Genomic DNA, 21,651 nt, shown 5'->3' with positions numbered 1-21,651 from the left:
CCGGTGCTGCAGGCGTTGCGGGGGCTGACCACCCGGGGCCGTTGCTTTCTCGCCGCCGCCGCGGCGGCGGCGCTGTCCGCGGTGGTGCTCGGCGAGAACGACCTACTGCGGGTGGCGGCGCTGCTGGCCGCGCTGCCCTTGCTCGCGGCGTGGTATGTCGGGCGGAGCCGGTACCGGCTGGCCTGCACCCGGCAATTGACCCCCGGGCGGGTGCCGGTCGGCGGTCGCGCCGGGGTTCAGTTACGGATGCAGAATCTGTCTCGGCTGGTCACCGGCACCCTGCTGTTGGAAGATCGACTGCCGTACGCGCTGGGCACCCGTCCCCGGCTGGTACTGGAACGGCTCGCCGGCCACCAGGCCAGCTCGGTGACGTACTCGGTGCGGGCGGAGGTTCGCGGCCGGTACGAGGTCGGCCCGCTGATGGTTCGGCTGACCGACCCGTTCGGCCTGTGTGAGCTGGTGCGTTCGTTCCCCAGCGTGGACCGGCTGACGGTGGTCCCGGAGGTGGTGCCGTTGCCGCCGATCCGGCTGGCGGGCGAGTTCACCGGCAGCGGCGAGAGCCGCGCCCGCTCCGTCGCGGTTCACGGCGAGGACGACGCCGCCACCCGGGAGTACCGGCACGGGGACGACCTGCGCCGGGTGCACTGGCGCTCCACCGCCCGGGTCGGCGAGCTGATGGTCCGCCGCGAGGAGCAGCCCTGGGAGAGCCGGGCGACGGTGGTGCTCGACACTCGGATGTTCGGCCACCGGGGCGAGGGCCCGACCGCCAGCTTCGAATGGGCGGTGTCGGCGGCCGCGAGCATCTCGGTCCACCTGCGCCAGACCGGGTACCGGGTCCGGCTGGTCTCCACCACCTTCGACGTGGACGCAAACGACCGCACCGGCGACGGGGTGGTGCTCGACCAGCTCTCTGAGGTACGCACCCGGGGCCAGGCCGATGTCGCCAAACTCGTCGACCAGGTTCGCGCGCGCCACGACGGCGGGCTGGTGATCGGCGTGTTCGGCGCCTTGACCAAGGCCGAAGCCGAGGTGCTGGCCGGGCTGCGCGGCAGTGGGCTGACCTGTCTCGCATTCCTGATCGACAGCGCCAGCTGGGTCGAGCTGCCACCGCACCCCCGCCAACAGGCCGAGCAGGGGCACCAGACCGCGGTGGGGACGCTACTTAGCACCGGGTGGCGGGTGATCAGCGTCCGTCACGGGGATCGGCTGGCCGGTTTGTGGCCGCAGGCGGCCCGTGGCGCCCAGGGGTTCGCGCTGCGGGCGGCGTTGGCCGAGACGGTCGCCGGAGGTCGCCGATGACCGCCCCAGCTAGCGCCCCCCGGGCCGGCGGCGCGCTCGGCGGCCGGCACCACCTCGGGCTGGTCGCCGCCGCCGCCACCTTGCTCGCCACCGCGCCGCTCTCGGTGATCTTCGAACTCTGGACCTGGCTGGTGCACGGCGTAGTAGCGGTCGTCGCGGTCGCCGCCGCTGCCGCCGCGGCCCGGGCGCTCCGGCTACCGAGCTGGCTACAGCCGCTGGCGATGGCCGCTGGCTTGCTGCTCGCCGTCACCTTCCAGTTCCGCAGCGGCGATGAGCTGCTGCTCTTCCCCACCACCGCCACCTTTCAACACTTCGGGACGCTGCTCGGCGGCGTGCCCGACGCGATCGCCACCCAGGCCCTCCCGGTGACCGACCACGACGGCCTGCTGCTGCTGGCGATGCTCGGCATCGGCGTGGTGGCGATCCTGGTCGACACCATCGCGGTGATTCTGCGCCGGCCCGCCCTCGCCGGGCTGCCGATGCTGGCCATCTACTCGGTGCCGGTGGCGGTCAGCCAGCAGAGCGTTCCCGCGCTCACCTTCGCCATCGGCGTGGTCGGTTACCTGTGGCTGGTCGCCACCGACAGCCTGGATCGGGTACGCCGGTTCGGACGGCGGTTCACCGGCGACGGCCGGGGCATCGAGGCTTGGGAACCCTCACCGCTAGCCGCAGCCGGTCGCCGGCTGACCGTGGTCGGGGTAGTGATGGCGATCGCGCTGCCGCTGGCCGTCCCCGGCATGACCGGCGGAATGATCGACCGGTTCGGCTCCGGGTTCCTCGGCGGCGGCGACGGCTCCGGCTCCGGCGGGACGCCCACCTCGGTGAACCTCTTCGCCCATCTGGACGGGCTGCTCAACCGAGACGAGACGGTCGACCTGCTGGAGGTCACCACCGACGACCCCGACCCGTTCTATCTGCGGGTCGGCACCGCCGATCAGATCTCCGACCGGGGCTTCGACCACCGCGCCCCCCGCGGCTCCCGGGCACCGGTGTCACTCCCGCTGCCGGTGCCGCCCTCCGGCGTCACCCACCACCGGCACACCGCCGAGGTCGAGGTGCTCGGCTGGGACATGAACCGGCTGCCGATCTTTGCCGAGCTGATCGGCATCACCGGCGCGGACGAGTGGCGCTACGACAACGAGCAGCAGGTCGTCTTCGCCGACGAGACTCGCGCCAGCGGGCTGACGTACGAGTTCGAGTTCGTCCGGCGAGAGTACGACCCGGCGGCGCTCGGGCGGGCCGAGCTGCTGCCGGAGGACGACCCGATCCAGCGCCGGTTCGGTGCGGTGATCGACGAACCGCGGGTCACCGAGCTGGTCGACGACCTCACCAGTGACGCCGACACCCCCTACGACCGGGTCCGCGCCGTGCACGGCCACTTCACTAGCGACAACGGCTTCCGCTACAGCCTGGAGACCGGGTCGGAGACGACCGGCTCGGCGATCGTGGACTTCCTGTTCGAGCACCGGGCCGGCTTCTGCGTCCAGTACGCCGCCGCGATGGCGTGGATGGTGCGGGATGCCGGGCTCCCTTCCCGGGTCGCGACCGGGTTCACCCGCGGCAGCGAACGCTCGGACGGCACCTACCTGCTGACCAACCACAATCTGCACGCCTGGACCGAGGTCTTCTTCGACGGCTTCGGCTGGGTTCCGTTCGACCCCACCCCGAGCAGTTCGGTCGCCGGATCGGCGCAGCGCGACTGGGCACCCGACCCGAACGTGCCGGACCTACCCGACACCGACCAGGACAGCTCCGGCTCCGACGCCGAACCCCTGCCGCCCGGCGACGGGCCGGACGACGGCCTGGCCGATCTGGCGCCAGAGCCCGGCGGCGCGGTGACCGGCCTATCCGACACCGAGCCGCGCAGCCTCACCCCGTGGCTGATCGCGGGGCTGATCGGGCTGCTCGCACTACTGGCGGCGCCGGCGCTGAGCCGGGTGCTGCTGCGGCGTCGACGGGTCCCGGCCCGACTCGCAGACCAGCACCCCACCGCGAGCGCCACCCCCGCGGATAGCGGCGGCACAACACCGGCCGGCGATCCGGCCGCGACCGCCCGCCATCGGGCCCATCGGGCCTGGGACGAGCTACTCGACACCATGGTCGACTATCAGGTCCGAGTCGATCCTGCCGAGAGTCCACGGGCCACCGCCGGACGGCTGGTCCACGAGTGCGAATTCACCGGCGGTGACCGGACCCCGGTCGGGGAGGCGGTGCGGCTACTCGGCCGGGCGGAGGAGCGCGCCCGCTACGCCCCGACCCCGGACGCCCCGGTCGACCTGCGCGGGGCGGTCCGCACGGTCCGCCGGGGGATCTCGACACAGGCGCCCCGCATCGTCCGGCTCCGCGCGGCGCTCCTGCCCACCTCGACCGTGCAACGCTGGCGGGCCGCTGCCGGGCAGGCGGCGAGTTGGGCGATCGGCCGGCGGCAACGCTGGAGCGCCCGGATGGCCCGGCTATCCCCCAGGCGACTCCTCAGCTCTTCCTGAGTTTCCCCTCAGCCAGTAGTCCCACCCGACAGAAGGGGGACGTATCCTCCTCGGTCCGAATCTCTAGATTCTCCCGGGCTGGAAGATCGGCAGACTGAAGCAAGTGGCGCTGTTGGGGTTGAGGGTTCCAAGGGACCGCGTCGTAACCTCAGCTTCCAGCGAGTAGCGGATGCCGTGCCGGTCCGGCGGCACGACCTTGTGGTCTAGATTCTGGTCAACTAGAATTAAGACCATGACGATACTCCCGCTCAACGAGGTCAAGACTCGGTTCTCCGCGATCGCCGACGAGGTCGCGGCCACCCATGACCGAGTTGTGGTGACCCGCAACGGGAAGCCGCACGTCATGGTGATCTCGGTAGACGAATTCGAATCCCTGCAGATGACTCGCGAGATCCTTGCGACGCCCGGTGCGCTCGAGGACATCCGTCAAGGAGCAAGGGACATCGAGGAAGGGCGCTACCGTACGCTCGCCGATGCGCGCGCGACACTGGAGGCCCGGCGTCGGGATGAGGATGACGGCTCGTGAGCGATCTCTATGACGTGAGGTTGTCGCCAGGGGCCGCCCGCGCGCTGGAGGTCGGACCGCCCCGCGGCCTGCCAGTAGCGGCTGCGTTCGCTGTGTACGAGTTCCTTGATGGGCCGCTGCGCCAGGACCCGTGGCGCGTGTCGAAGCCGTTGGGGGACGAGCTGGAAGGGTTCCGTGGGGCACGTCGGGGCGAGTACCGGGTCATTCTCTCTGTTGACGAAGAACTCCGGGTTATCGATGTCGTCCGGATCGACCACCGCGCCAACGTCTACCGATAGCTGTTCTGCCACCGCCAGACCAAGGTCAGCACCTGTTCATCACGTTTCCCCATGGGGACATCTGACACGAATCAGACATCGCTAACATGGACGCCGAGGGCAGCATCGACGAAGAAAGAGCCGCCTCAGTCCCTCTCACGCCAGCACGGCAGGAGCGTGCGTCGGGTCGGTAGGCCGGCGCAGGGTCCCGCCCTTGCGGCGGTCTTGGAGAGTTATTGGTTCGCTGTTCGCTGCGAACAGTAACTCTCCAAGATTGACACCTGGCGGTCGGTCAGCGGTTGCCCTCGGGACGGTTCCGCCAGCGCCCCTCCAGCCGATCGACGAACGACGACCGGCGGCGAGTCTGACGGCTCGCCTTGCCATCAACCGCCTGCAACGGCGGGTTCTTCGCCCGGCGCTGCGACTGCATGGCGAAAGCGGCACCCGCCAGCATCACCACGAACCCGCCCGCCCCCAGCGGCAGCAGGTTACTGACGGTGCCGACGACGACCAGGCCGAGACCGGCCAGGATCACCAGCACGGCCAGAACCAGCCGGCGGCGCGCATGCACCTTCGGGTCGCTGGACCGCACTGCGGAGGCAAACTTGGGGTCCTCGGCGAACGCCCGCTCCATCATCTGGTCGAACGCCCGCTGCTCATGTTCGGAGAGCGGCACAGTACTCCTCCCCGGTCGTCAAGAGCGCGGCAGCCGGCTAGCTGCTTAACCGCCAGTCTACGAGCAGCCGGCCCGCTCGGAAAGCCGGACCGGAGGCGTCACCGCCACATTTTGTCCACTCACCCACCGGCGACCGCTGCGAACGCGTCTCACTTCCATCGTACGGCTGGCCACCACCGTACCCTGCGCCGGCCACCGCTAACCGCTGGGGAGCCGCGACCGTCAACGATCAGTCACGCGCAGGCACCACCAGCAACGGCACCAGCATCTCCGCCGCCGTCCACGAACCGTGAAAAGCGACCAGCCGCGCCAACTCGGGAGGCTCCCGGTCGGTGGCGAAGACCGCGTACCGGTCCCGGCAGACCACCACCACATCACCGATCCGGGGGGTATGCGCCGACGTGACCACCGGACCGAACCAGCCGTCGGCGATCGCCTCCTCCCGGGTGGCCACCCACGCCGCCTCCCCCAGCACTGCCTGCCAGGCGGCGACCACATCGGCCACGGCGCCGGGCTCAGTGTGCAGGTAGCGCACCCGCGGTTCGCCCGCCAGCACCCGCACCCCGGCCCGCAGCGCCGGCTTCGCCGCCACATCAAACCGCTGGGCGGCCGGCACATCGAGCTGCCCGTGGTCGGCGATGACCACCAGCGCGGCGTCGGCCGGCAGGCCGTCCAGCACCCGGGTCAGCAGTTGATCAACCTCGACCGCGGCCGCCCGCCACTGCGGTGAATCCACCCCGAACCGGTGCCCCTGCGCGTCCAGATCCGGGTGGTAACCGTAGACCAACGCCGGCGACGACGCCTCCCGCAGCCCCCCGAGCATCCCCTCGGCCACGCTCAACCAATCGTCTGCCGGCCGGTAGGCGCCGCCCCGCCACGCCGAACGGGTCAGCCCACTACCGACGTACGCTCCGGCGGCGACCACCCGCACCGCCACCCCGGCCGCCGCCGCCCGCGCGAACTGCGTCGTCAGCGGCTGCCACACGAGCGGGTCCGGATCGTCGTACCAGTCGATATGGTTGAGCACCCGGCCGGTACCGGGGACGTTGACGGTGAAGCCCAGCAGGCCGTGCCCGCCCGGCGCGGCACCGGTGCCGAGACTGGTCAGGCTCGTCGGCGTCGTCGACGGGAAGGTAGCCGTCAACGAACCCAGCTGACTGCCGCGGCCGGCGAGTGGCCGGCCCGCGAGCGCGTCGGCGAACACCGGCGCCACCGGTGCTGCCACCGGCAACAGCTCCCGGCCCAGCCCATCCACCAGCAGCACCGCGACCTTACGGGCACCGGCCAGCTGCCCGGTCAGGCCCAGCAGGTCCACCGCACCCGGCACCGACCAGGTCGCCAATATGCTCGGGAAGACCTCGGCGAGGCTGCCCTGCCCGTACGCCGGCCGGACCGGCGTCACTACCGCTCCCCGCTCCGGCGGGCGAGCAGGTGCAGCTGGGCGGCGATGTCCCGGTACGGCAGTTGCTGGGACAGCCTCGCCTCCAGCGTCACCAACGCCGCCGGGTCAGCCTCCGCCAACGAGGCCGGGATCAAGTCGTAGAGCACCCGCACCCCGTGGATCGCCTCCAACGTCAACCCCGCACCGGCCACCAACGCCGCCGCGGTCGCCGGATCGAACCGGCGGCGCAGCGTGTCGCGTGCGTCCACCCGCCCGTCCGGGTCGTCCAACAGGGCAGCGGCGGCGGCCAAGTGCCCGTTGGCAGCCCGGGTCAGCAGCGCCGAAGCCCGATTCGCCACCAGCACGCTAGCCACTCCGCCCGGACGCAGCGCCGCGGCCACCGACCGCAGCACCTCCGCCGGCTCGTCGACCACTTCCAGCAGGCTGTGACACAGCACCATGTCGGCCGCCCCGGGCGCCACCAGCTCGGCGAGCCGGTCACCGTCCCCCTGCAGTGCGCGGACCCGCTCGGCGACCCCGGCGTCGGCTGCCCGCCGGGTCAGCGCCGCCAGCGCGTCCGGGCTGGGATCGACCACCGTTACCTGGTGGCCGGCCTCGGCCAGCGGCACCGCGAAGCCGCCGGTGCCGCCGCCGACATCGATCACCACCAGCGGGCCAGCACCCTGCCGGTCCAGCTCAGCGGTGAGGACATCCCAGAGCACCGCGGTACGCGGTGAGGTGTGCGGCCCGGCCGACCGGGTCGAGGTGTGCTCCACCAGAGCCAGCCTAGCGGTTGGCCGGTCTGCCCTTCGCCGGGACAGGCCCGGCGAAGGGCAGACCGGTCGACCGCCGCGGCCGTCACCCGATGGCGTACGCCCGGATGATCGTCTGCTCCACCGAGTTGCCGTCGGCGTCGACGGCGACCGCACGCAACGACCCGAACCCGGCCTCCGTCGGATGCGGCACCGACACGTACTGGCCGGCCGGCCCTGTCTGCACTTCAAGCTCCTGCCAGGTCTGGCCATCGTCGAAGGAGGCCGCCACCGACAACTCCACCGGCTCACCCGCCGCCGACCCCGGCTGCGGAACTACCGCCACCGGCACCTGCAACGACTGCCCGGCCGGCGCGGTGTTGTGCTGGTCCAGCTCGGGCGAGAACCGCACCGCCGAGGCCGGTAGCACCACCTCCCCGTCGGTAGGCCGCTCGGAATGGAAGGTCCAGACGACCTCGGTAGCGGTCGACAGCGAGAACCATTCGTCCCGCTCGGCCTCGATCTCCACTCGGTACTCACCCGGCTCTGGTGGCACCGTCACGGCCCCGCCCGGGCCGTCGGGGAGCTCGGCCACCAGCTCACCGTTGTGGTAGACCAGCGCCGACCCGGTGGCGAGGCTCTGCCCCGGCCGGCCGGCCGCGTCACCGTAGAGGAACGCGAAGAGCTGCAGCTGGTCGCCCTCACGCGCCAACGTCGGGATAGCGGGGTGGAAAGCCGGACCGAAGACAGCATGGTTCCACTGCTCCCGGTAACGCTCGCCCGCCTGGTAGGCGATCGGCTCGGACTCGGTGAAGCTGAGGAACTCCGGAAAGTCGTCATCCCGGAAGACGAGCTCCTCGAACCCCTTGCTCCACTGCACCCCGCCGTCGGTGTTGTGGAACTCCCACCGCTGGAACGGCGTCTCGACGGGCAACATCAGGCTCCAGCCGGACTCCACGACGCCGGGCAAGGTCCCGAAGGTCACCTTCGCCGCCTCCGCCTCGGCGTGCCGGGCATGTTCGGCGCGAACCACCGCCAGGTCCCGATGCCTGACCTGCCGCTCCAGCCCGGTCAGCAGCTCACCCTCGGCGAACCAGGCCAGGTCGTAGGTGTACGGGGTGTCCGCGAAGTCCCCCGCCGCACCCGGGCGGGCGAAGGTGCCGGTGACCGCCGAGGCGAAACCCGGCACCGGCGCCGACGGCGCAAGCTGGCCGCTGGAGAGTGCATCGAAGCTCGTCCCGAGCAGGCTGCTGCCTACGGTGAAGTTGTCAGTGTTCAGCTCCGCGCCGACCGTCGCCATCGCCGCCTGCGCCCCCGGCTGGGGCACCGACACCGAGACCGGCTCGGCCAACCGCGCGTCCACCTCGATGGTCAGGTCGCCATCCACCACGACCCGGGGTTGCGCCAACAGGCTCGTCTCCTCCTCGGTGGTAGAAACGAAGCTGGTGAGGGCATACTCGGCGGCCGGCACCCGCATGGTGACGGAGTCCTGCTCCCCGAAGAAGTCGACGTACCCGAACTCGTCCCACCGGTAAAGGGTGGTGGAGTAGCCCATCGGCGACCCGCCGTCCCGGTCGATGTGCTCCAGGGTGACGTCGTAGCTCTCCACCTCCCGGTCGACCCCGAACGGGGTGGTGACCCGGGCGCCGTCGCTGGTGGCGGTCAACCAGCCGCTGTAGTAGCCGTCCACCTCGCCGATGGCGGTGTCGACGGTCAACGCCACCACGGCCGAGCCGCCGGCCGGAACCGTCACCGACGACACGTCGGTGACGGCGAAGCCGGCCGGCAAGGGCTGCCCGGCCGGGTCGACCCCGGCCACTGCCAGCTCGAGTACCAGCTCCTCGTCGCCGTGGTTGTGGTAGGTCACGGTCTCGGTCTGCGGCGGATTCTCCTCGTGCGGCCACTGCTGCCGGTCGAAGCTGACGCTGGCTGGTTCGCTGACCGCGGGCTGGGCCACCGCCCGGGCCAGGTCCAGCCGGCCCGCCCCCTGGGCGTCGGCGCCCAGGTCGGGATGCGGCTGCGCAGCGGCCATGAGCACCGCCTTCAGCTGCTCCGGACCCCACTGCGGATGCTGCTGCCGCAGGATCGCGGCGGCCCCGGCGGCGTGCGGCGCCGCCATCGACGTCCCGGACACCGCGGTGTAGGCGTCTCCGGGCTCGCCGAGGAAGCCGTCTGCGCTGTTCGCCGCGACGATCTCGACGCCCGGCGCGGTCAGGTCGGGCTTGAGCCCGCCGTCGAGCAGCGGCCCGCGGCTGGAGAACGGCGCCAACTCGTCGTCGCTGGCTACCGCGCCGAGAGTCAGCGCCGCCGACGCGGTCCCCGGCGAGTTGATCGACCCGAAACCGCCGTCGTTGCCGGCCGAGATCACAAACAGCGTCCCGTACTCGTCGGTGAGCTCCCCCACCGCCAGCTCCACCGGGTCCTCGTCGAGAAAGGCCGGACCGCCCAGACTCATGTTGATCACATCGGCGCCCTGCTCGGCCGCCCACTGCATCCCGGCGAGAATCCACGACTCGGCGCAGCCATACTCCACGCAGACTTTGCCGTCCAACAGATCCGCGCCCGGCGCCACCCCGATGTGGGCACCGCCGGGCGCGCCATCGGACGCCTCGCCGGAGCCGGCGACGATCCCCGCCACGTGGGTGCCGTGCCCCACCAGGTCCCGGTCGTCCTCTTCCCCGTCGGTGAAGTTCTCGGCTCCGACCACCCGGTCGGCCAGGTCCGGGTGGGTCGCGTCGATCCCGGTGTCGAGCACCGCCACCGTCGCCCCGGCGCCGTCGAGCCCCAGGTCCCACGCGGCGGGGGCGCCGACCTGCGGGGCGCTCTCGCTCAACGTCGGCTGCCGCAGCCCGTCCAACATCACGGTGGCGACCCCGGCGGTGAGGGTCCGGGGCGGGTCGGCACCGCCACCGGTCAGGTCCTGCCAGAACTGACCCGCCGCTGCTTTGTCGAGTTCGGCGGCGACTCCGTCGATCACCGGCAACGCCCGCTGCACCTCGACCCCGGCGGCACCGGCCGGCGCTCCGTCCACACCGGTGAGCAGCAGCGGCAGCTCCCCCCGGCGGTCGTCGTACCCGAACTCGCGCAGCGCGGTCAGGTTGAACAGTCGCCGGTCGAGCTGGCCGGCGACGACCAGCTCTGCCGCGTCGCTGGGGATCACAAACTGGTCGTCACCCAGCTGCTGGGTGAGGAAGGTGACGTGGTCCCGGCCGGGCGCCGGGGCCACCGCGAACTGCCGCTCGCCGACCGCGGTCACCCGGTCGCCGGTGATCAAAGTAACCGTCCAGCTGGGAACGGTGGGGTAATCGGTCGAGGTGGTAGCGGGTGGATAGGTGGCGCTCGCTGGCGCGGTCGCCGCAAGGGTGGCGGCGAGGACGAGAGCCAGCGCCGCCGAGGCCACGCCGGTGAGGGATCTTCTGGTACGCAACTGTTTCCTCCAGTCCGGTGGACAACACGTACTCCCTGACAGACGTGATGAGACAGGCATGAAGTTGCCTGTGTCAGGATAAGAATCGGATATCCGTCAATCGACAACGAGCTGACCGGGGCTGGGCGAATCGATCAGCGGAAGTCGCGGGAGCGGGTCCGGGCCGGCGGGGTGACCGGCTCCAGCCGATCCGCCCGCAGGTTGGTCACCCCCTCCGACCGCTCCAGGATGCCCCGCACCAGCAGCGCCGGGCTGGTGCGAGCCACCCGCCGGTAACGCAGCCACAGCCCTGGTGAACAGGTCACATTGAGCATCCCGGTCTCGTCCTCAAGATTCATGAAGGTAACTCCCCCGGCGGTTGCTGGCCGTTGCCGATGGGTGACCACTCCGCCGACCCGGACCCGCCGGCCAGGCTCCACCTCGCAGAGCCCACCGATCGGCACCGCCCCCCGCTGCGCCAGCTCCGCCCGGATGAACTGGGCCGGGTGGCTGTCCGGAGACAGCCCGGTGGCCCACACGTCGGCGACGTGCCGCGCCACCTCGTCCATCCCCGGCAACGGCGGCGCGACCGCGCCGGTGACCGTGCCGGGCAGCCGGTCCACCGCCTCCTGCGCCGCCGCTCCGGCCGCCCACAACGCCGCCCGCCGGGTCAGCCCGAAACAGCCGAACGCCCCGGCGGTGGCGAGCGCCTCCAGCTGCGCCGCGCTCACCGGGGTGCCGGCCACCGCCAACCGGCGCGCCACCGCCACCAGATCCGGAAACGGCCCGCCCCGCACCCGCTCCGCCTCGATCGCCTCGGCCACCGCCGACCCCACCGTCCGCACGCTGGCCAGGCCGAGCCGGACCACCGGACCGCCCACCCCCCAACTGGCCGGCGACGCCCCAGAGCCGTGCCGCGGCCCGCCCGCCACCTCCGGCGGCTCCAACGCGGCACCGGCCCGGCTGGCGTTGATGTCCGGGCCCCGCACCACCACCCCGTGCCGCCGGGCATCATCCACCAACGTCTGCGGCGAGTAGAACCCCATCGGCTGGGCGTTCAGCAACCCAGCGCAGAACGCGGCCGGGTAGTAGCGTTTCAGCCACGAGCTGGCGTACACCAGATAGGCGAAGCTGATCGCATGGCTCTCCGGAAAGCCATAATTTGCGAAGGCCGACAGCTTCCGGAAGATGTCGTCGGCGAGGTCGCCGACGATCCCGTTGCCGGCCATCCCGGCGTAGAGCCGATCCCGCAGCCGCGCCATCTGCTCGGTTGAACGCTTGGCCCCCATCGCCCGGCGCAGCTGATCGGCCTCCACCGCGCTGAACCCGGCCACGTCGATCGCCAACTGCATCAGCTGCTCCTGAAACAGCGGCACCCCCAAGGTCTTGGCCAGCGCCCCGCGCATCAACGGATGCGGGTAGGTCACCGGCTCCTGCCCGTTCTTACGCCGAATGTACGGGTGGACGGAGCCGCCCTGGATCGGCCCCGGCCGGATCAACGCCACCTCCACCACCAGGTCGTAGAAGGTCCGGGGTTTCAGCCTCGGCAGCGTCGCCATCTGCGCCCGACTCTCCACCTGGAACACCCCGACCGAGTCGGCCCGGCAGAGCATGTCGTACACCTCGGGGTCCTCCTGGCCGATGGTGTGCAGCTGCCAGCCCTCGTCGACCAGGTCGAACGTATACCGCAACGCCGAGAGCATCCCCAACCCGAGCAGGTCGAACTTGACCAGGTCCACCGCGGCGCAGTCGTCTTTGTCCCACTGCAACACGGTGCGGCCGGGCATCCGGGCATGCTCCACCGGGCACACTTCGACGATCGGCCGGTCGCAGATCACCATCCCGCCGGAGTGGATGCCCAGATGCCGAGGAAAGGTCTGCACCTCGTCGGCGTACGACACCACCTGCGGCGGGACCCCCGCCACATCGGCGACCGCCGCGCCGTGCCAGTGGTCGATCTGTTTGCTCCAGGCATCCTGCTGCCCCGGTGAGAACCCGAACGCCCGAGCGATGTCCCGCACCGCCGACCGGGGCCGGTAGGAGATGACGTTGGCGACCTGGGCGGTGTGCTGCCGCCCGTACCGTTGGTAGACGTACTGGATGACCTCTTCCCGGCGATCCGACTCGATGTCGATGTCGATGTCGGGCGGTCCGTCCCGCTCCGGCGCCAGGAACCGCTCAAACAACAGCTCATGCGCGACCGCATCCACATTGGTGATGCCTAGGGCGTAACACACGGCCGAATTGGCGGCGGAGCCACGCCCCTGGCAGAAGATCCGCTGCTCCCGGCAGAAGGTCACAATGTCGTAGATGACCAGAAAATAGCCGGGGAAGCCGAGCTGCTCGATCATCGCCAGCTCGTGGGCGAGTTGCCGCCGGGCCCGCGGGTCGTCGCCGTAGCGCACCTGCGCACCCTCCGCCGTGAGCTGCCGCAGCCAGCTCATCTCGGTGTGACCCGGCGGGGTGGGATATGCCGGCAGCTTCGGCGCCACCACCTTCAGGTCGAAGGCGAGCTCCCGCCCATACGCGGCGGCCCGGGCCACCGCCTGCGGCCATGCCGCGAACCGGGCCGCCATCTCGCTCCCACCGCGAAGATGCCCGGTCCCCGCCGCCGGCAGCCACCCAACCTGGTCGTCCAGGCTGCGCCGGGCGCGGACCGCCGCCAGCGCGGCGGCGAGCCGATGCCGCCCGGGGGCGTGGTAGTGGACGTTGTTGGTCGCCACCACCGGCACGCCCGCGGCGCGGGCCAACTCCGCAAGCTGTTCGTGCCGCTCGTCGTCGCCCGGGTCGCCGTGGCTGGTCAACTCCACCGCCACCCGCTCAACCCCGAACAGCGAGATCAGCCGGGACAACTCCCGGGCCGCGGCGGCCGGGCCGGCCGCGGCCAACGCGGCCGGCACATGACCCTTGCGGCAACCGGTCAACACCAGCACCTCCCCGGCGAGCGACTCCGCCACCGCCTCCAGCTGCTGGTAGTCGGGTTTGCCCTTCTCGCCGCCGCGCAGCTGCGCCTCGGCGATGGTGCGCGACAACCGGGCATACCCGGTGGGCCCGTCGGCGAGCACCAGCAGATGCCGCCCGGCCGGGTCCGGCACCCCGGTACGGGGGCCGGGCAGCTCCACCGACAGCTCCGCCCCGAACAGGGTGGGCAGGCCATGCTCCCGGGCGGCCTCGGCGAACCTCACCACCCCGTAGAAACCATCGTGGTCGGTGAGCGCCAACCCCGACAGGCCCCGCTGGGCCGCCTCCGCCACCAACTCCTCGGGGTGACTCGCCCCGTCCAGAAAACTGAAATTGGAGTGGCAGTGCAGCTCTGCGTACTCGATCGGATCGGCGGTCCGCAGCAGCGGCGACGCCCGGTACGGCGGACGCCGACGCCGGTGCGGCGACTCCGGTGCCGCCTGCTCACCCGGCTCGACCGCGAGTGGATCCACCACCGCCGGGGTGCCGGGGCGTCCAGACAGCACCCGTTCCAACTCCGACCACGGCACCGCCGGGTTGTTCCATCCCATCGCCGATCAGCTCCGGACTCTTGCCCTGGCCGGTCGCGGTCGCCGGCTAGTCATACTCGGCCTCCACCAACCACTGGCCCGCCGAAAGGCTCACCAGCATCGCCCGCCCGTCCGCCAGGCACAGCTGGAACCGCGCCACCCGGTACGCCTCGGCGGGTGCCCACCATCGTTCGTCTACCGGCCACGGACCCGCCCAGGCGGTGATCTCGACCTCCTGCTCGTCGCCCAGTTGCAGCCGCGCCGGCGGGGCGCTGACCAGCAACCGGGCGCTGACCTGAACCGGCCGGCCGGCCCGGTCGCAGACCACAGCCGGGGTCGGGCTCCGGAACACGGTGGCCGGGCTGGGTGTTGGCAGCCGACCGGGCCACGGGGGCGCGGTCTCGGGCTCTTCCCGTTCGTCTCCCCACGGCACCCACCGCACCTGCTCGGCCAGGGAACGGCCGCCCTGCAACACCGCGGTGACCACCCCTTCGGGGCCGAGTAGCCCTTGCACCCGGGCCAGGGCACGGCCCGCGCGTTCCCGCTCCTCCCCCCATTCGCCCCAGAGCCCTGGCTGTAGCCCGGCATGGTCGAGAACACCTTCGGGCAGCAGCCGTAGCCGCCGGATACCGGCGGTTGGCCGCGCCCACTCCGCCGCGTTCCGCGTAGACGCCGCCGCGCCCGGCCCGCCCCGGCCCGCAGCCGCGCCACCTCGGGGGTGCGGTTGCAGCCATCCCGCCAACTGCCACCGCACCCGGTCGGCGATCGCTGCCGCCGTCAGCAACCCGTCGTGCCGCCAACTGCGGTGCAGCTCTTCGCCGTGGGCGGTGACCGCCTCGATGCCCAGTCGGGTGCAGGCCAGCCCGTGCGCGGCGAGCCGATCATGCAGCCGTTCGGCCAGTGCCCGCCCCGCGAAGGCCGCCTGGTCGATCCGTGCCAGTGGCTCTTCGTACTCGTCGGCGACGACCAGCTCCGGCGGTGGGCGCCGGACCGCCAACGGCTGCGGATCCTCCCCAGCGGCGAGCCGGTGCGCCAGCCCGGCGTCGAACCCGAACCGGGTCATCACGTCTCCGGCCGGCAGCGCGGCGAAGTCGCCGAGGGTGGCGATGCCGAGTCGCTGAAGTCGCGAGGTGAGTTCGGGTCGCGCCAACGCGGTCACCTCAACCCCGGCCAGGAACTCCCGGGTAGTGCCCGCGGGGACGATCTGGCCGGCGTGGGCGGCCAGCTCCGCGGCGAAGATCCCTTCGGCGATGCCGACGCGCGCCTCCACCGCACACTCCTGCGCAATCTGCTCCACAATGTGCTCGGCCGCCCGCTCCTCGGATCCGAAGTAGCGGGCCGGTCCCCGAGCGGCGACCGCGCAACTACCTGGGCGCAGCACCGCCACCCCCGCCACCACCTGCTCGACCGCCGCTAGCACTGGTTCGAACGCCCGCATGTCGCGCATCGGATCGTGCGCCAGCACGATCAGCTGCGGACAACGACTCTGCGCCTCGCGGCGCCGCAGCCCTGGCCCGACCCCCTCCGCCCGGGCGGCTACCGAGCAGGCGACCACCCGGTTGGCGTGCATGACCGCCACCGGCCGGCTCGCGGACACTCCGGCGAACTGTTCGGCAGCGATCACCGACCAGTCCGGGCACCAGATCAACAGCGTCCGCGGGGAGGTCATGCCGCCCTGCCTTCCCCGGGCACCGCCCCGGCCTGAACTGCCTGTGGCTGCCCGGGGGGACCAGCTGCCGGCCCGGGCGTCCGGTCCGGCGACGCCGCCACGGCTGCCCCGCTGGCGCCGCCGGGGAGCAGGGCCAGCACCGGCCGGGGCGAGCCGGCGCTCGACGGTGACCCGTTCGACGCTCCGGTGCGGGACGGTAGGGCGGTGACCGGCGCGGTGTCGGGCTGGCCGCTGGCGAGTCGACCAACCTGGTCCGGGAGCCGAACCCGGACCCGGCGGGGTTGACCGCCGCGGCGACGTCCCTGCGCCACCACTGTCACCTCTCGACAACGCAACCGGCCATATCCGGCGCTGATCCCCTCCCACTCGGCCGATTCGGTGGCGAGCACGAAATCCGCGCCGGGCCAGCAGCCGTATGGAAGGAGCACCGAACCCCGCTGCCGAGCCCGAGCCGCCAACCGGCTTGCGAGCCGGTCCGGAACCCCGGCCGGCGGGGCGACCGCCACCAGATCGACCCCGTCGAGCAGCGCCGCGACCACCGATGGCCACTCTGGACCTGGGTAGGGCACCAACGCCAGCCGGTCCAGCGCCAACCCCGCCTGGTGCGCCGCCAGACCATACAAGTCGGGCATCCCCACCACCGCAGCCCAGCTTCCCGCCGCGGAGGCCTCGGCCAACAGCGCCAGTAGCAGCGAAGTCGCGCCGGGGCCCACCGCCACTGTGCTGCCGCGGCGAAGCCCGGGCAGCAGCTGCTGCAACCCCTCGGCAACCGGCAGAAATCGACCCGGCTCACCGGCGGTCGCCAGCGAACTGGCCGACTGTAGCCCTGCCGCGGACAACTCCTGCGCCATCACCCGCAACCGCCCCCCGGTGCCAGCAGTGTCAAGCAGCAGCTAACGCCGCATGTCTGGCGGGCGGCTGGGAGACCGGCGCAGGCTGGGAGACCGGCACAGGCTGGGTGAGGCCGAGCCCCACCTCGACCACCGCGACGAACTGCTCGGCCGCCCGCAAGAGGTCGTCGGCTTCCCGGCCAGTGACCACACGGGGCACTCCCGCCTCCGCCGCCGCCCGTCGGGTAGCACCCGCCGCGAAGTAGGCGGCCCACTCCCCCAGCTCCGGAGCGACCCGGACGAGCAGCGCCCAGACACTGGTCAGCTGGTTACGGCGACGCGGCGCGGGCTGCGCCCGGATAGCCAACACCGCGGCGGCGGCCCGCAACGCCGCGAGGTGCGCCGCGGCGTACCGCAGGCCATCCGGGCGAGTGATCGACGCTTCAGCGAGCCCTTGCCGGGCCAGCCGGAGCAGCTCCGCGGGGCTGCGGTGGGGCAACACATGAGCGGGGATGGTGACCACCGAACTGGCAGGCATGACTCCTCCTCCGAGATCCGAGCGATATGTATGTGACCTACAGACATTCGCTGCGGAGGAAGGCGCAGCTCGGTGCCGGGCGAGGCGATGCTTCCCCTCACCGCCCCGCCCGACGGGGGGTCGCGGCTCGCCGCCCGGGGGTCGGAAGTGGCGAGCCAGCGACTCTCTGAGATTAGCACTGCCGTTCGAACTTGTCGAACACTCGTGCCAACGCGTCGGCAACATTACTCCGATCCACTGACTTCGGAGTCCTCCCGTTGACGTCGCCCGCACAAATCGGCTATATGCCTCTTCATCCACCTGCGGATCTCCGCGCCAGCGAGCATGTACTTCTTGGTTGGCTGGGGAGGGATCTTGCATACGGGAATGTCGGACTTTCCCGGGCACAAGATCCCTCCCTGGCCAACCAAGCCCGAAATGTCCGGACCCGGCGGGGCGCGGGCCGGGCAGGGCGCGGGCCGGACAGGGCGCGGGCCGGGCAGGGCGCGGGCGGGCGGGCGGGGTGGGGTGGGGTGGGGTGGGGTGGGGCTAACTGTCGCTGGCGGCGAGGATGGCCCGGAACTCGGCTACCGGGAACTGGCCGGGGGCGGTTCCGTCGTGGACCGCCCGCCGGACCGCCCGCTGCACCGCAAGGTTGGCCGGGGTCTCGACGCCGTGCCGCCGCCCCAGTAGAACGATCTCACCGTTGAGATAGTCGACCTCCACCGAGCCGGCGCCCCGGGCCAGGCTCTGCCGGGTCGAACTGCCGGCCCGGCGCTGGCCGGCCACCGGCCGCAGCTCCACCCGGTCCCCTCGCTCCGCGGCCTCCTCCGCCCGCGTGGTGTGCGGGGTTCCCGCCGCCCGCAGCACCGCCGCACCCTCATCGCGTACCTGGGTGAGCAGCTCCGGGTCACGTTCGTCGAAGAGGGCGTCGAGCCCGTTCGCCAGGTTCGCCAGCAGTTTGCCGTACTTCCACCGCATCGGGTCGGGCCGGACGCTGGCGGCGACCGCGCTGCCGGTCAGGTCGGCGGCGAGCTGCTCCAGCGCGGGACCGGGCGGGTCGGGTTCCGGATAGCGGCCCAGCTGTAGCTGCCCAGAGTATGGGTGCCCCTGGGCCGCGACCGTGCCCGCCGCCAGGTAGGTGGCCGGCAGCCACACGCAGGCCGCATACACCTGGGCGAAGCGGCGCAGCGCCGCCGGCTCGTTGGCGACCCCGTTCTGGGCGCAGACCAGCGGCAGCCGGTCGCCGGCGACGCCGCCGCCCCGCACCGGGACGTCCGCCCACGTGTCCAGTGCGGCGACGGTGTCTTGCGACTTGACGGTCAGGATCAGCGTGCAGTCGGGGGTCAGCTCGAGCTCCGCCGGTCCGGCGACCACCGGCACGGCCAGCTGGTGCTCCGCCACCGGCGTGGCCAGTCGCAGCCCCGCGTCGCGCAGCGCCGCCAGCTGTGCCCCGCGCGCCACCAGGGTGACTCGGTGTCCGTGCTGGTGGAGCCGTCCGCCGATGGTGCCGCCGACTGCGCCCGCACCGATGATCACGTAATGCATCGCGCCATTCTGCCCGATCGGCCCACGTCCTGGTCGCGATCAGCGGAGCGTGATCAGGTTCCCGGTGATCAGCTTCGCCGCGTCCGAGCAGAGGTACGCGATCACCTCCGCTACCTCCGCCGGGTCTGCCACGTGCACCAGCGCCGGGCTGGCCGCCACCGTTTCGCGGACCGCCTCGGTGACCCAGCCGGTGTCGGTGACCGGCGGGTGGACCATGTTGGCGGTGATGCCTAACGGCGCCAGCTCCACCGCCGCGGACATGGTGTAGTTGAGCTGGGCCGCCTTCGCCGCCCCGTACGAGACCTCCTCCGGGAAGCCGAGTTCGCCGCCGGAGTGCAGGCCGACGATCCGCCCCCAGCCACCGCCGCGGGCCGCGACCCGGCGGGCTAGTTCGGCGATCAACAGCGCTGGCGCCTGCGCGTCCACCGCGAACTGCTGCTGCCATGCGGCGGCAGTGACCGGCTGCAGGCCGCGGCCGAGCCGGTCGACGCTGGCGGGGGCGAAGGTGTCGGCCAACCAGCCGGTGGCGTTGTTGACCAGGATGTCCACCGGGCCGAGTAGGTGCTCCGCCCGATCGAACAGGCGGGCGGGTGCGGCCGGGTCGGAGAGGTCTTCCTCGACCGCCTCTGCCCGCCCGCCGGCCGCCTCGATCTGCGCGACCACTTGCTCGGCGCCGGCCGCGCGGTGCCGCCGGTGCGCCTCGGGGATCCCCTCATCCACCGGGTCCTGCAGCCGCCAGTAGGTACAGAGCACCGCGCATCCTCGGGCCGCCAGCGCGACCGCGGTGGCCGCACCGATGCCGTGGTTGGCGCCGGTCACGATCGCCACGTGAGATCTGGTCATGTTGCCTTCCTTCCCTTCGTCGGCCGACTATGGCAGCGGATGGTGGCACGCCAGCGACCGGCGTTCAACGGAGTTTGATCGTTGGCGCGGGGAGGGGCAGGATGGGCGCATGCCACAGCTGCATCCCAATGCCCAGGCAGTCCAGCAGGCGCTGGACGCCGCCGACGCGCGCGACGCTGCCGGATCACCCACCAGCATCCGGATTCTTCCCGCGGGGGTTCACACCGCCGCCGCCGCGGCCGCGGCATTGGCGGTGACCGTCGGCCAGATCGCCAATTCGCTCGTCTTCGACGCCGGCGGTGAGCCGCTGCTGGTGCTCACCTCCGGCGCCCACCGGGTCGACACCGACCGAGTCGCGACTACGGTCGGGGCGCCGTGGGTCCGCCGGGCCACGCCGGAGTTCGTCCGGCTGCACACCGGCCAGCCGATCGGCGGGGTCGCCCCGGTCGGCCACCCCAAGCCGGTGCGCACGTTGCTGGACGAGTCACTCGCCGGGCATGAGGAGATCTGGGCGGCCGGCGGCATCCCGCAGGCGGTCTTCCCCACCACCTACTCTGAACTCTTGCGGGTGACCAGCGCGACGCCAGCCGACGTGGCGTGATCGATGAGGTTGGTCCGCTGGACACCGGATGATCTGATCCGGCGTGTCGACGATGTGCTCGCCGTCTACTCTGACGCGATGGGTTACCGCCCGGAGGCGGTTGCGGCCCGCCGCGGCTATCTGGCTACGCACGTGCGCCGGCCCGATTTCCGGGCGGTGGCCACCCTGGACAGCAGCGGCGAGTTGATCGGGTTCGGGTACGGCTACCGGTCGGCGCCCGGACAGTGGTGGCACGACCAGGTGAGCGCCGCGATCCCGGCGGCGGAGCGGGGGCCGTGGCTGCGGGACTGCTTCGAAGTGGTCGAGCTCCATGTGCGCCCCGGCGGTCAGGGCCACGGGCTCGGCGCCGCGCAGCTGCGCGCGTTGCTCCGGCTAGCCTCCGGCAGCACCACATTACTGTCCACACCCGAGGCTGATGAGCAACGTTCCCGCGCGTGGCGACTCTACCGACGGTTCGGGTTCGTCGATGTGGTGCGCAACCTGACCTTTCCGGGCGATGTCCGCCGGTTCGCGGTGCTCGGCCGCGCCTTGCCATTGGAGGAGGAGCTGCTCAATCCGCCTCGTCGCTCCGAGAGCCAGCCGGGCTGACGCGTCGCTGGGCCGCCGTCAACGCTGGTCGGCGAGCGAGCGCCGCACCGCGGTGGTGAGCTGACCTGCGCCCACCAGCACCAGCGCCAGCCAGACGACGGTCGCCACCGCCAACAGCCCTGCCGCCAACGGTACCCCGACGGCGGCGAAGAAGGCCGCGAAGAGCAGACCTAGCGTGGTCACCCAGACCCGCATCGGGCGGTCGGCGACAGTGTGGACACCGACCCTGGTCATGCCGCCGGCGATGGCTTCCCGGGCGCCCGCTTCGTAGAGGAAGGTGACCGCACCGGTGATCACGACCAGCGTCACCGGCACTCCGACGAGCCAGAACCCAGTGAGCCAACCAACCTCCCCGAGCCGGTTCATCAGCACGCTCCGGATCGCCGCGCGGGCGGTGTCGCCCTGGTGCAGCACGGTGAGCGCACCGTCCAGGGTGCCGACGAAGGCGGACAGCGGGACCAGCACCGCGGCCAGCAGCAGCCCACCCGCGCCGCTGCCGGCGGCGGCTACCGCGACCGCCACCGCGAGCACTCCGCCCAGCCCGAACATCAGCCCGGGGCCGATCCGCAGCGGTTGCAGGATCCGCGCCACGCTATAGCCGGCCCGCAGCCATGCTCGGACCGACGGCGGCGCCCGGCGCAGGTCATAGCCGCCGTGCTGCGCGGCCCACGCCACGGCGTACTGGTGCCAACCCATCACCGCCTGCAACGAGTGAGCCCGCCCAACGGTACGCCGGGCGGGCTCACTCGGGGCCGGCCGTCGCCGGCCGGGTGCCGGGCGG

17 protein-coding genes are annotated in these 21,651 nt (G+C 72.0%); 6 read left to right on the top strand and 11 right to left on the bottom strand.

Features of this window, described 5'->3' with window-relative positions; all coding sequences use genetic code 11:
* Positions 1 to 3 precede the first annotated feature (3 nt).
* From JQS43_RS08400 to JQS43_RS08385, 4 genes are all read left to right on the top strand, one after another.
* Positions 4 to 1,299: a DUF58 domain-containing protein gene (locus tag JQS43_RS08400; protein WP_239678497.1), complete on the top strand. Its 1,296-nt coding sequence runs from the start codon at positions 4 to 6 to the stop codon at positions 1,297 to 1,299.
* The gene (locus JQS43_RS08395) at positions 1,296 to 3,785 is read left to right on the top strand and encodes a transglutaminase TgpA family protein (RefSeq protein WP_239678496.1); all 2,490 of its coding nucleotides are present in this window, start codon (positions 1,296 to 1,298) and stop codon (positions 3,783 to 3,785) included. Before JQS43_RS08400 ends, JQS43_RS08395 begins: the two co-directional genes overlap by 4 nt.
* Positions 3,786 to 4,017: 232 nt before the next feature.
* Positions 4,018 to 4,311: a type II toxin-antitoxin system Phd/YefM family antitoxin gene (locus JQS43_RS08390; RefSeq protein WP_239678495.1), complete on the top strand. Its 294-nt coding sequence runs from the start codon at positions 4,018 to 4,020 to the stop codon at positions 4,309 to 4,311.
* Complete coding sequence (locus JQS43_RS08385) at positions 4,308 to 4,589, top strand: type II toxin-antitoxin system RelE family toxin (protein ID WP_239678494.1); 282 nt, start codon at positions 4,308 to 4,310, stop codon at positions 4,587 to 4,589. The genes JQS43_RS08390 and JQS43_RS08385 overlap by 4 nt, the downstream gene beginning before the upstream one ends.
* Positions 4,590 to 4,860: 271 nt before the next feature.
* Here the strand turns inward: JQS43_RS08385 and JQS43_RS08380 are convergent, their stop codons facing one another.
* The 10 genes from JQS43_RS08380 to JQS43_RS08335 form a co-directional block, all read right to left on the bottom strand.
* The gene (locus JQS43_RS08380) at positions 4,861 to 5,244 is read right to left on the bottom strand and encodes a DUF3040 domain-containing protein (protein ID WP_239678493.1); all 384 of its coding nucleotides are present in this window, start codon (positions 5,242 to 5,244) and stop codon (positions 4,861 to 4,863) included.
* Positions 5,245 to 5,473: 229 nt separating this feature from the next.
* Positions 5,474 to 6,646, bottom strand: a complete 1,173-nt coding sequence (locus tag JQS43_RS08375; protein ID WP_239678492.1) for an alkaline phosphatase family protein — start codon at positions 6,644 to 6,646, stop codon at positions 5,474 to 5,476.
* Entirely contained in the window at positions 6,646 to 7,401 is a 756-nt protein-coding gene (locus tag JQS43_RS08370; protein ID WP_239678491.1) for a methyltransferase, read from the bottom strand. The genes JQS43_RS08375 and JQS43_RS08370 overlap by 1 nt, the downstream gene beginning before the upstream one ends.
* Positions 7,402 to 7,483: 82 nt before the next feature.
* Positions 7,484 to 10,804, bottom strand: a complete 3,321-nt coding sequence (locus JQS43_RS08365; RefSeq protein WP_239678490.1) for a S8 family peptidase — start codon at positions 10,802 to 10,804, stop codon at positions 7,484 to 7,486.
* A gap of 134 nt (positions 10,805 to 10,938) precedes the next feature.
* Complete coding sequence (locus tag JQS43_RS08360) at positions 10,939 to 14,295, bottom strand: error-prone DNA polymerase (RefSeq protein WP_239678489.1); 3,357 nt, start codon at positions 14,293 to 14,295, stop codon at positions 10,939 to 10,941.
* Positions 14,296 to 14,341: 46 nt separating this feature from the next.
* The gene (locus JQS43_RS08355) at positions 14,342 to 15,943 is read right to left on the bottom strand and encodes a DNA polymerase Y family protein (RefSeq protein WP_239678488.1); all 1,602 of its coding nucleotides are present in this window, start codon (positions 15,941 to 15,943) and stop codon (positions 14,342 to 14,344) included.
* The gene (locus JQS43_RS08350; protein ID WP_239678487.1) at positions 15,940 to 16,794 is read right to left on the bottom strand and encodes a hypothetical protein; all 855 of its coding nucleotides are present in this window, start codon (positions 16,792 to 16,794) and stop codon (positions 15,940 to 15,942) included. The genes JQS43_RS08355 and JQS43_RS08350 overlap by 4 nt, the downstream gene beginning before the upstream one ends.
* Positions 16,795 to 16,825: 31 nt before the next feature.
* Positions 16,826 to 17,311, bottom strand: coding sequence for an SAV_6107 family HEPN domain-containing protein (locus tag JQS43_RS08345; RefSeq protein ID WP_239678486.1), 486 nt, complete (start codon positions 17,309 to 17,311; stop codon positions 16,826 to 16,828).
* Between the two features lie 528 nt (positions 17,312 to 17,839).
* Entirely contained in the window at positions 17,840 to 18,838 is a 999-nt protein-coding gene (locus JQS43_RS08340) for a ketopantoate reductase family protein (protein WP_239678485.1), read from the bottom strand.
* Positions 18,839 to 18,877: 39 nt separating this feature from the next.
* Positions 18,878 to 19,681, bottom strand: a complete 804-nt coding sequence (locus JQS43_RS08335) for an SDR family NAD(P)-dependent oxidoreductase (RefSeq protein WP_239678484.1) — start codon at positions 19,679 to 19,681, stop codon at positions 18,878 to 18,880.
* Positions 19,682 to 19,790: 109 nt separating this feature from the next.
* Here JQS43_RS08335 and JQS43_RS08330 point away from each other — a divergent pair, with 109 nt between their 5' ends.
* Together JQS43_RS08330 and JQS43_RS08325 are read left to right on the top strand one after the other, a co-directional pair.
* Complete coding sequence (locus JQS43_RS08330) at positions 19,791 to 20,282, top strand: YbaK/EbsC family protein (RefSeq protein WP_239678483.1); 492 nt, start codon at positions 19,791 to 19,793, stop codon at positions 20,280 to 20,282.
* Positions 20,283 to 20,285: 3 nt separating this feature from the next.
* Positions 20,286 to 20,870, top strand: coding sequence for a GNAT family N-acetyltransferase (locus tag JQS43_RS08325; RefSeq protein ID WP_239678482.1), 585 nt, complete (start codon positions 20,286 to 20,288; stop codon positions 20,868 to 20,870).
* A gap of 18 nt (positions 20,871 to 20,888) precedes the next feature.
* Here the strand turns inward: JQS43_RS08325 and JQS43_RS08320 are convergent, their stop codons facing one another.
* On the bottom strand, positions 20,889 to 21,566 hold the full coding sequence (locus JQS43_RS08320) for a CDP-alcohol phosphatidyltransferase family protein (protein WP_239678481.1): 678 nt from the start codon (positions 21,564 to 21,566) through the stop codon (positions 20,889 to 20,891).
* Between the last annotated feature and the right edge of the window lie 85 nt (positions 21,567 to 21,651).

Origin of the sequence: Natronosporangium hydrolyticum (genome assembly GCF_016925615.1) — a bacterium.
Taxonomy (GTDB): Bacteria; Actinomycetota; Actinomycetes; order Mycobacteriales; family Micromonosporaceae; genus Natronosporangium; species Natronosporangium hydrolyticum.
This window is presented reverse-complemented; position numbering and strand designations above follow the sequence as displayed.

Coding starts and splice junctions, on each gene's coding strand:
- JQS43_RS08395 (WP_239678496.1), top strand. CDS start 1,296: ATGACCGCCCCAGCTAGCGCCCCCCGGGCCGGCGGCGCGCTCGGCGGC.
- JQS43_RS08390 (WP_239678495.1), top strand. CDS start 4,018: ATGACGATACTCCCGCTCAACGAGGTCAAGACTCGGTTCTCCGCGATC.
- JQS43_RS08360 (WP_239678489.1), bottom strand. CDS start 14,295: ATGGGATGGAACAACCCGGCGGTGCCGTGGTCGGAGTTGGAACGGGTG.
- JQS43_RS08355 (WP_239678488.1), bottom strand. CDS start 15,943: ATGACCTCCCCGCGGACGCTGTTGATCTGGTGCCCGGACTGGTCGGTG.
- JQS43_RS08350 (WP_239678487.1), bottom strand. CDS start 16,794: ATGGCGCAGGAGTTGTCCGCGGCAGGGCTACAGTCGGCCAGTTCGCTG.
- JQS43_RS08345 (WP_239678486.1), bottom strand. CDS start 17,311: ATGCCTGCCAGTTCGGTGGTCACCATCCCCGCTCATGTGTTGCCCCAC.
- JQS43_RS08340 (WP_239678485.1), bottom strand. CDS start 18,838: ATGCATTACGTGATCATCGGTGCGGGCGCAGTCGGCGGCACCATCGGC.
- JQS43_RS08335 (WP_239678484.1), bottom strand. CDS start 19,681: ATGACCAGATCTCACGTGGCGATCGTGACCGGCGCCAACCACGGCATC.
- JQS43_RS08330 (WP_239678483.1), top strand. CDS start 19,791: ATGCCACAGCTGCATCCCAATGCCCAGGCAGTCCAGCAGGCGCTGGAC.
- JQS43_RS08325 (WP_239678482.1), top strand. CDS start 20,286: ATGAGGTTGGTCCGCTGGACACCGGATGATCTGATCCGGCGTGTCGAC.
- JQS43_RS08320 (WP_239678481.1), bottom strand. CDS start 21,566: ATGGGTTGGCACCAGTACGCCGTGGCGTGGGCCGCGCAGCACGGCGGC.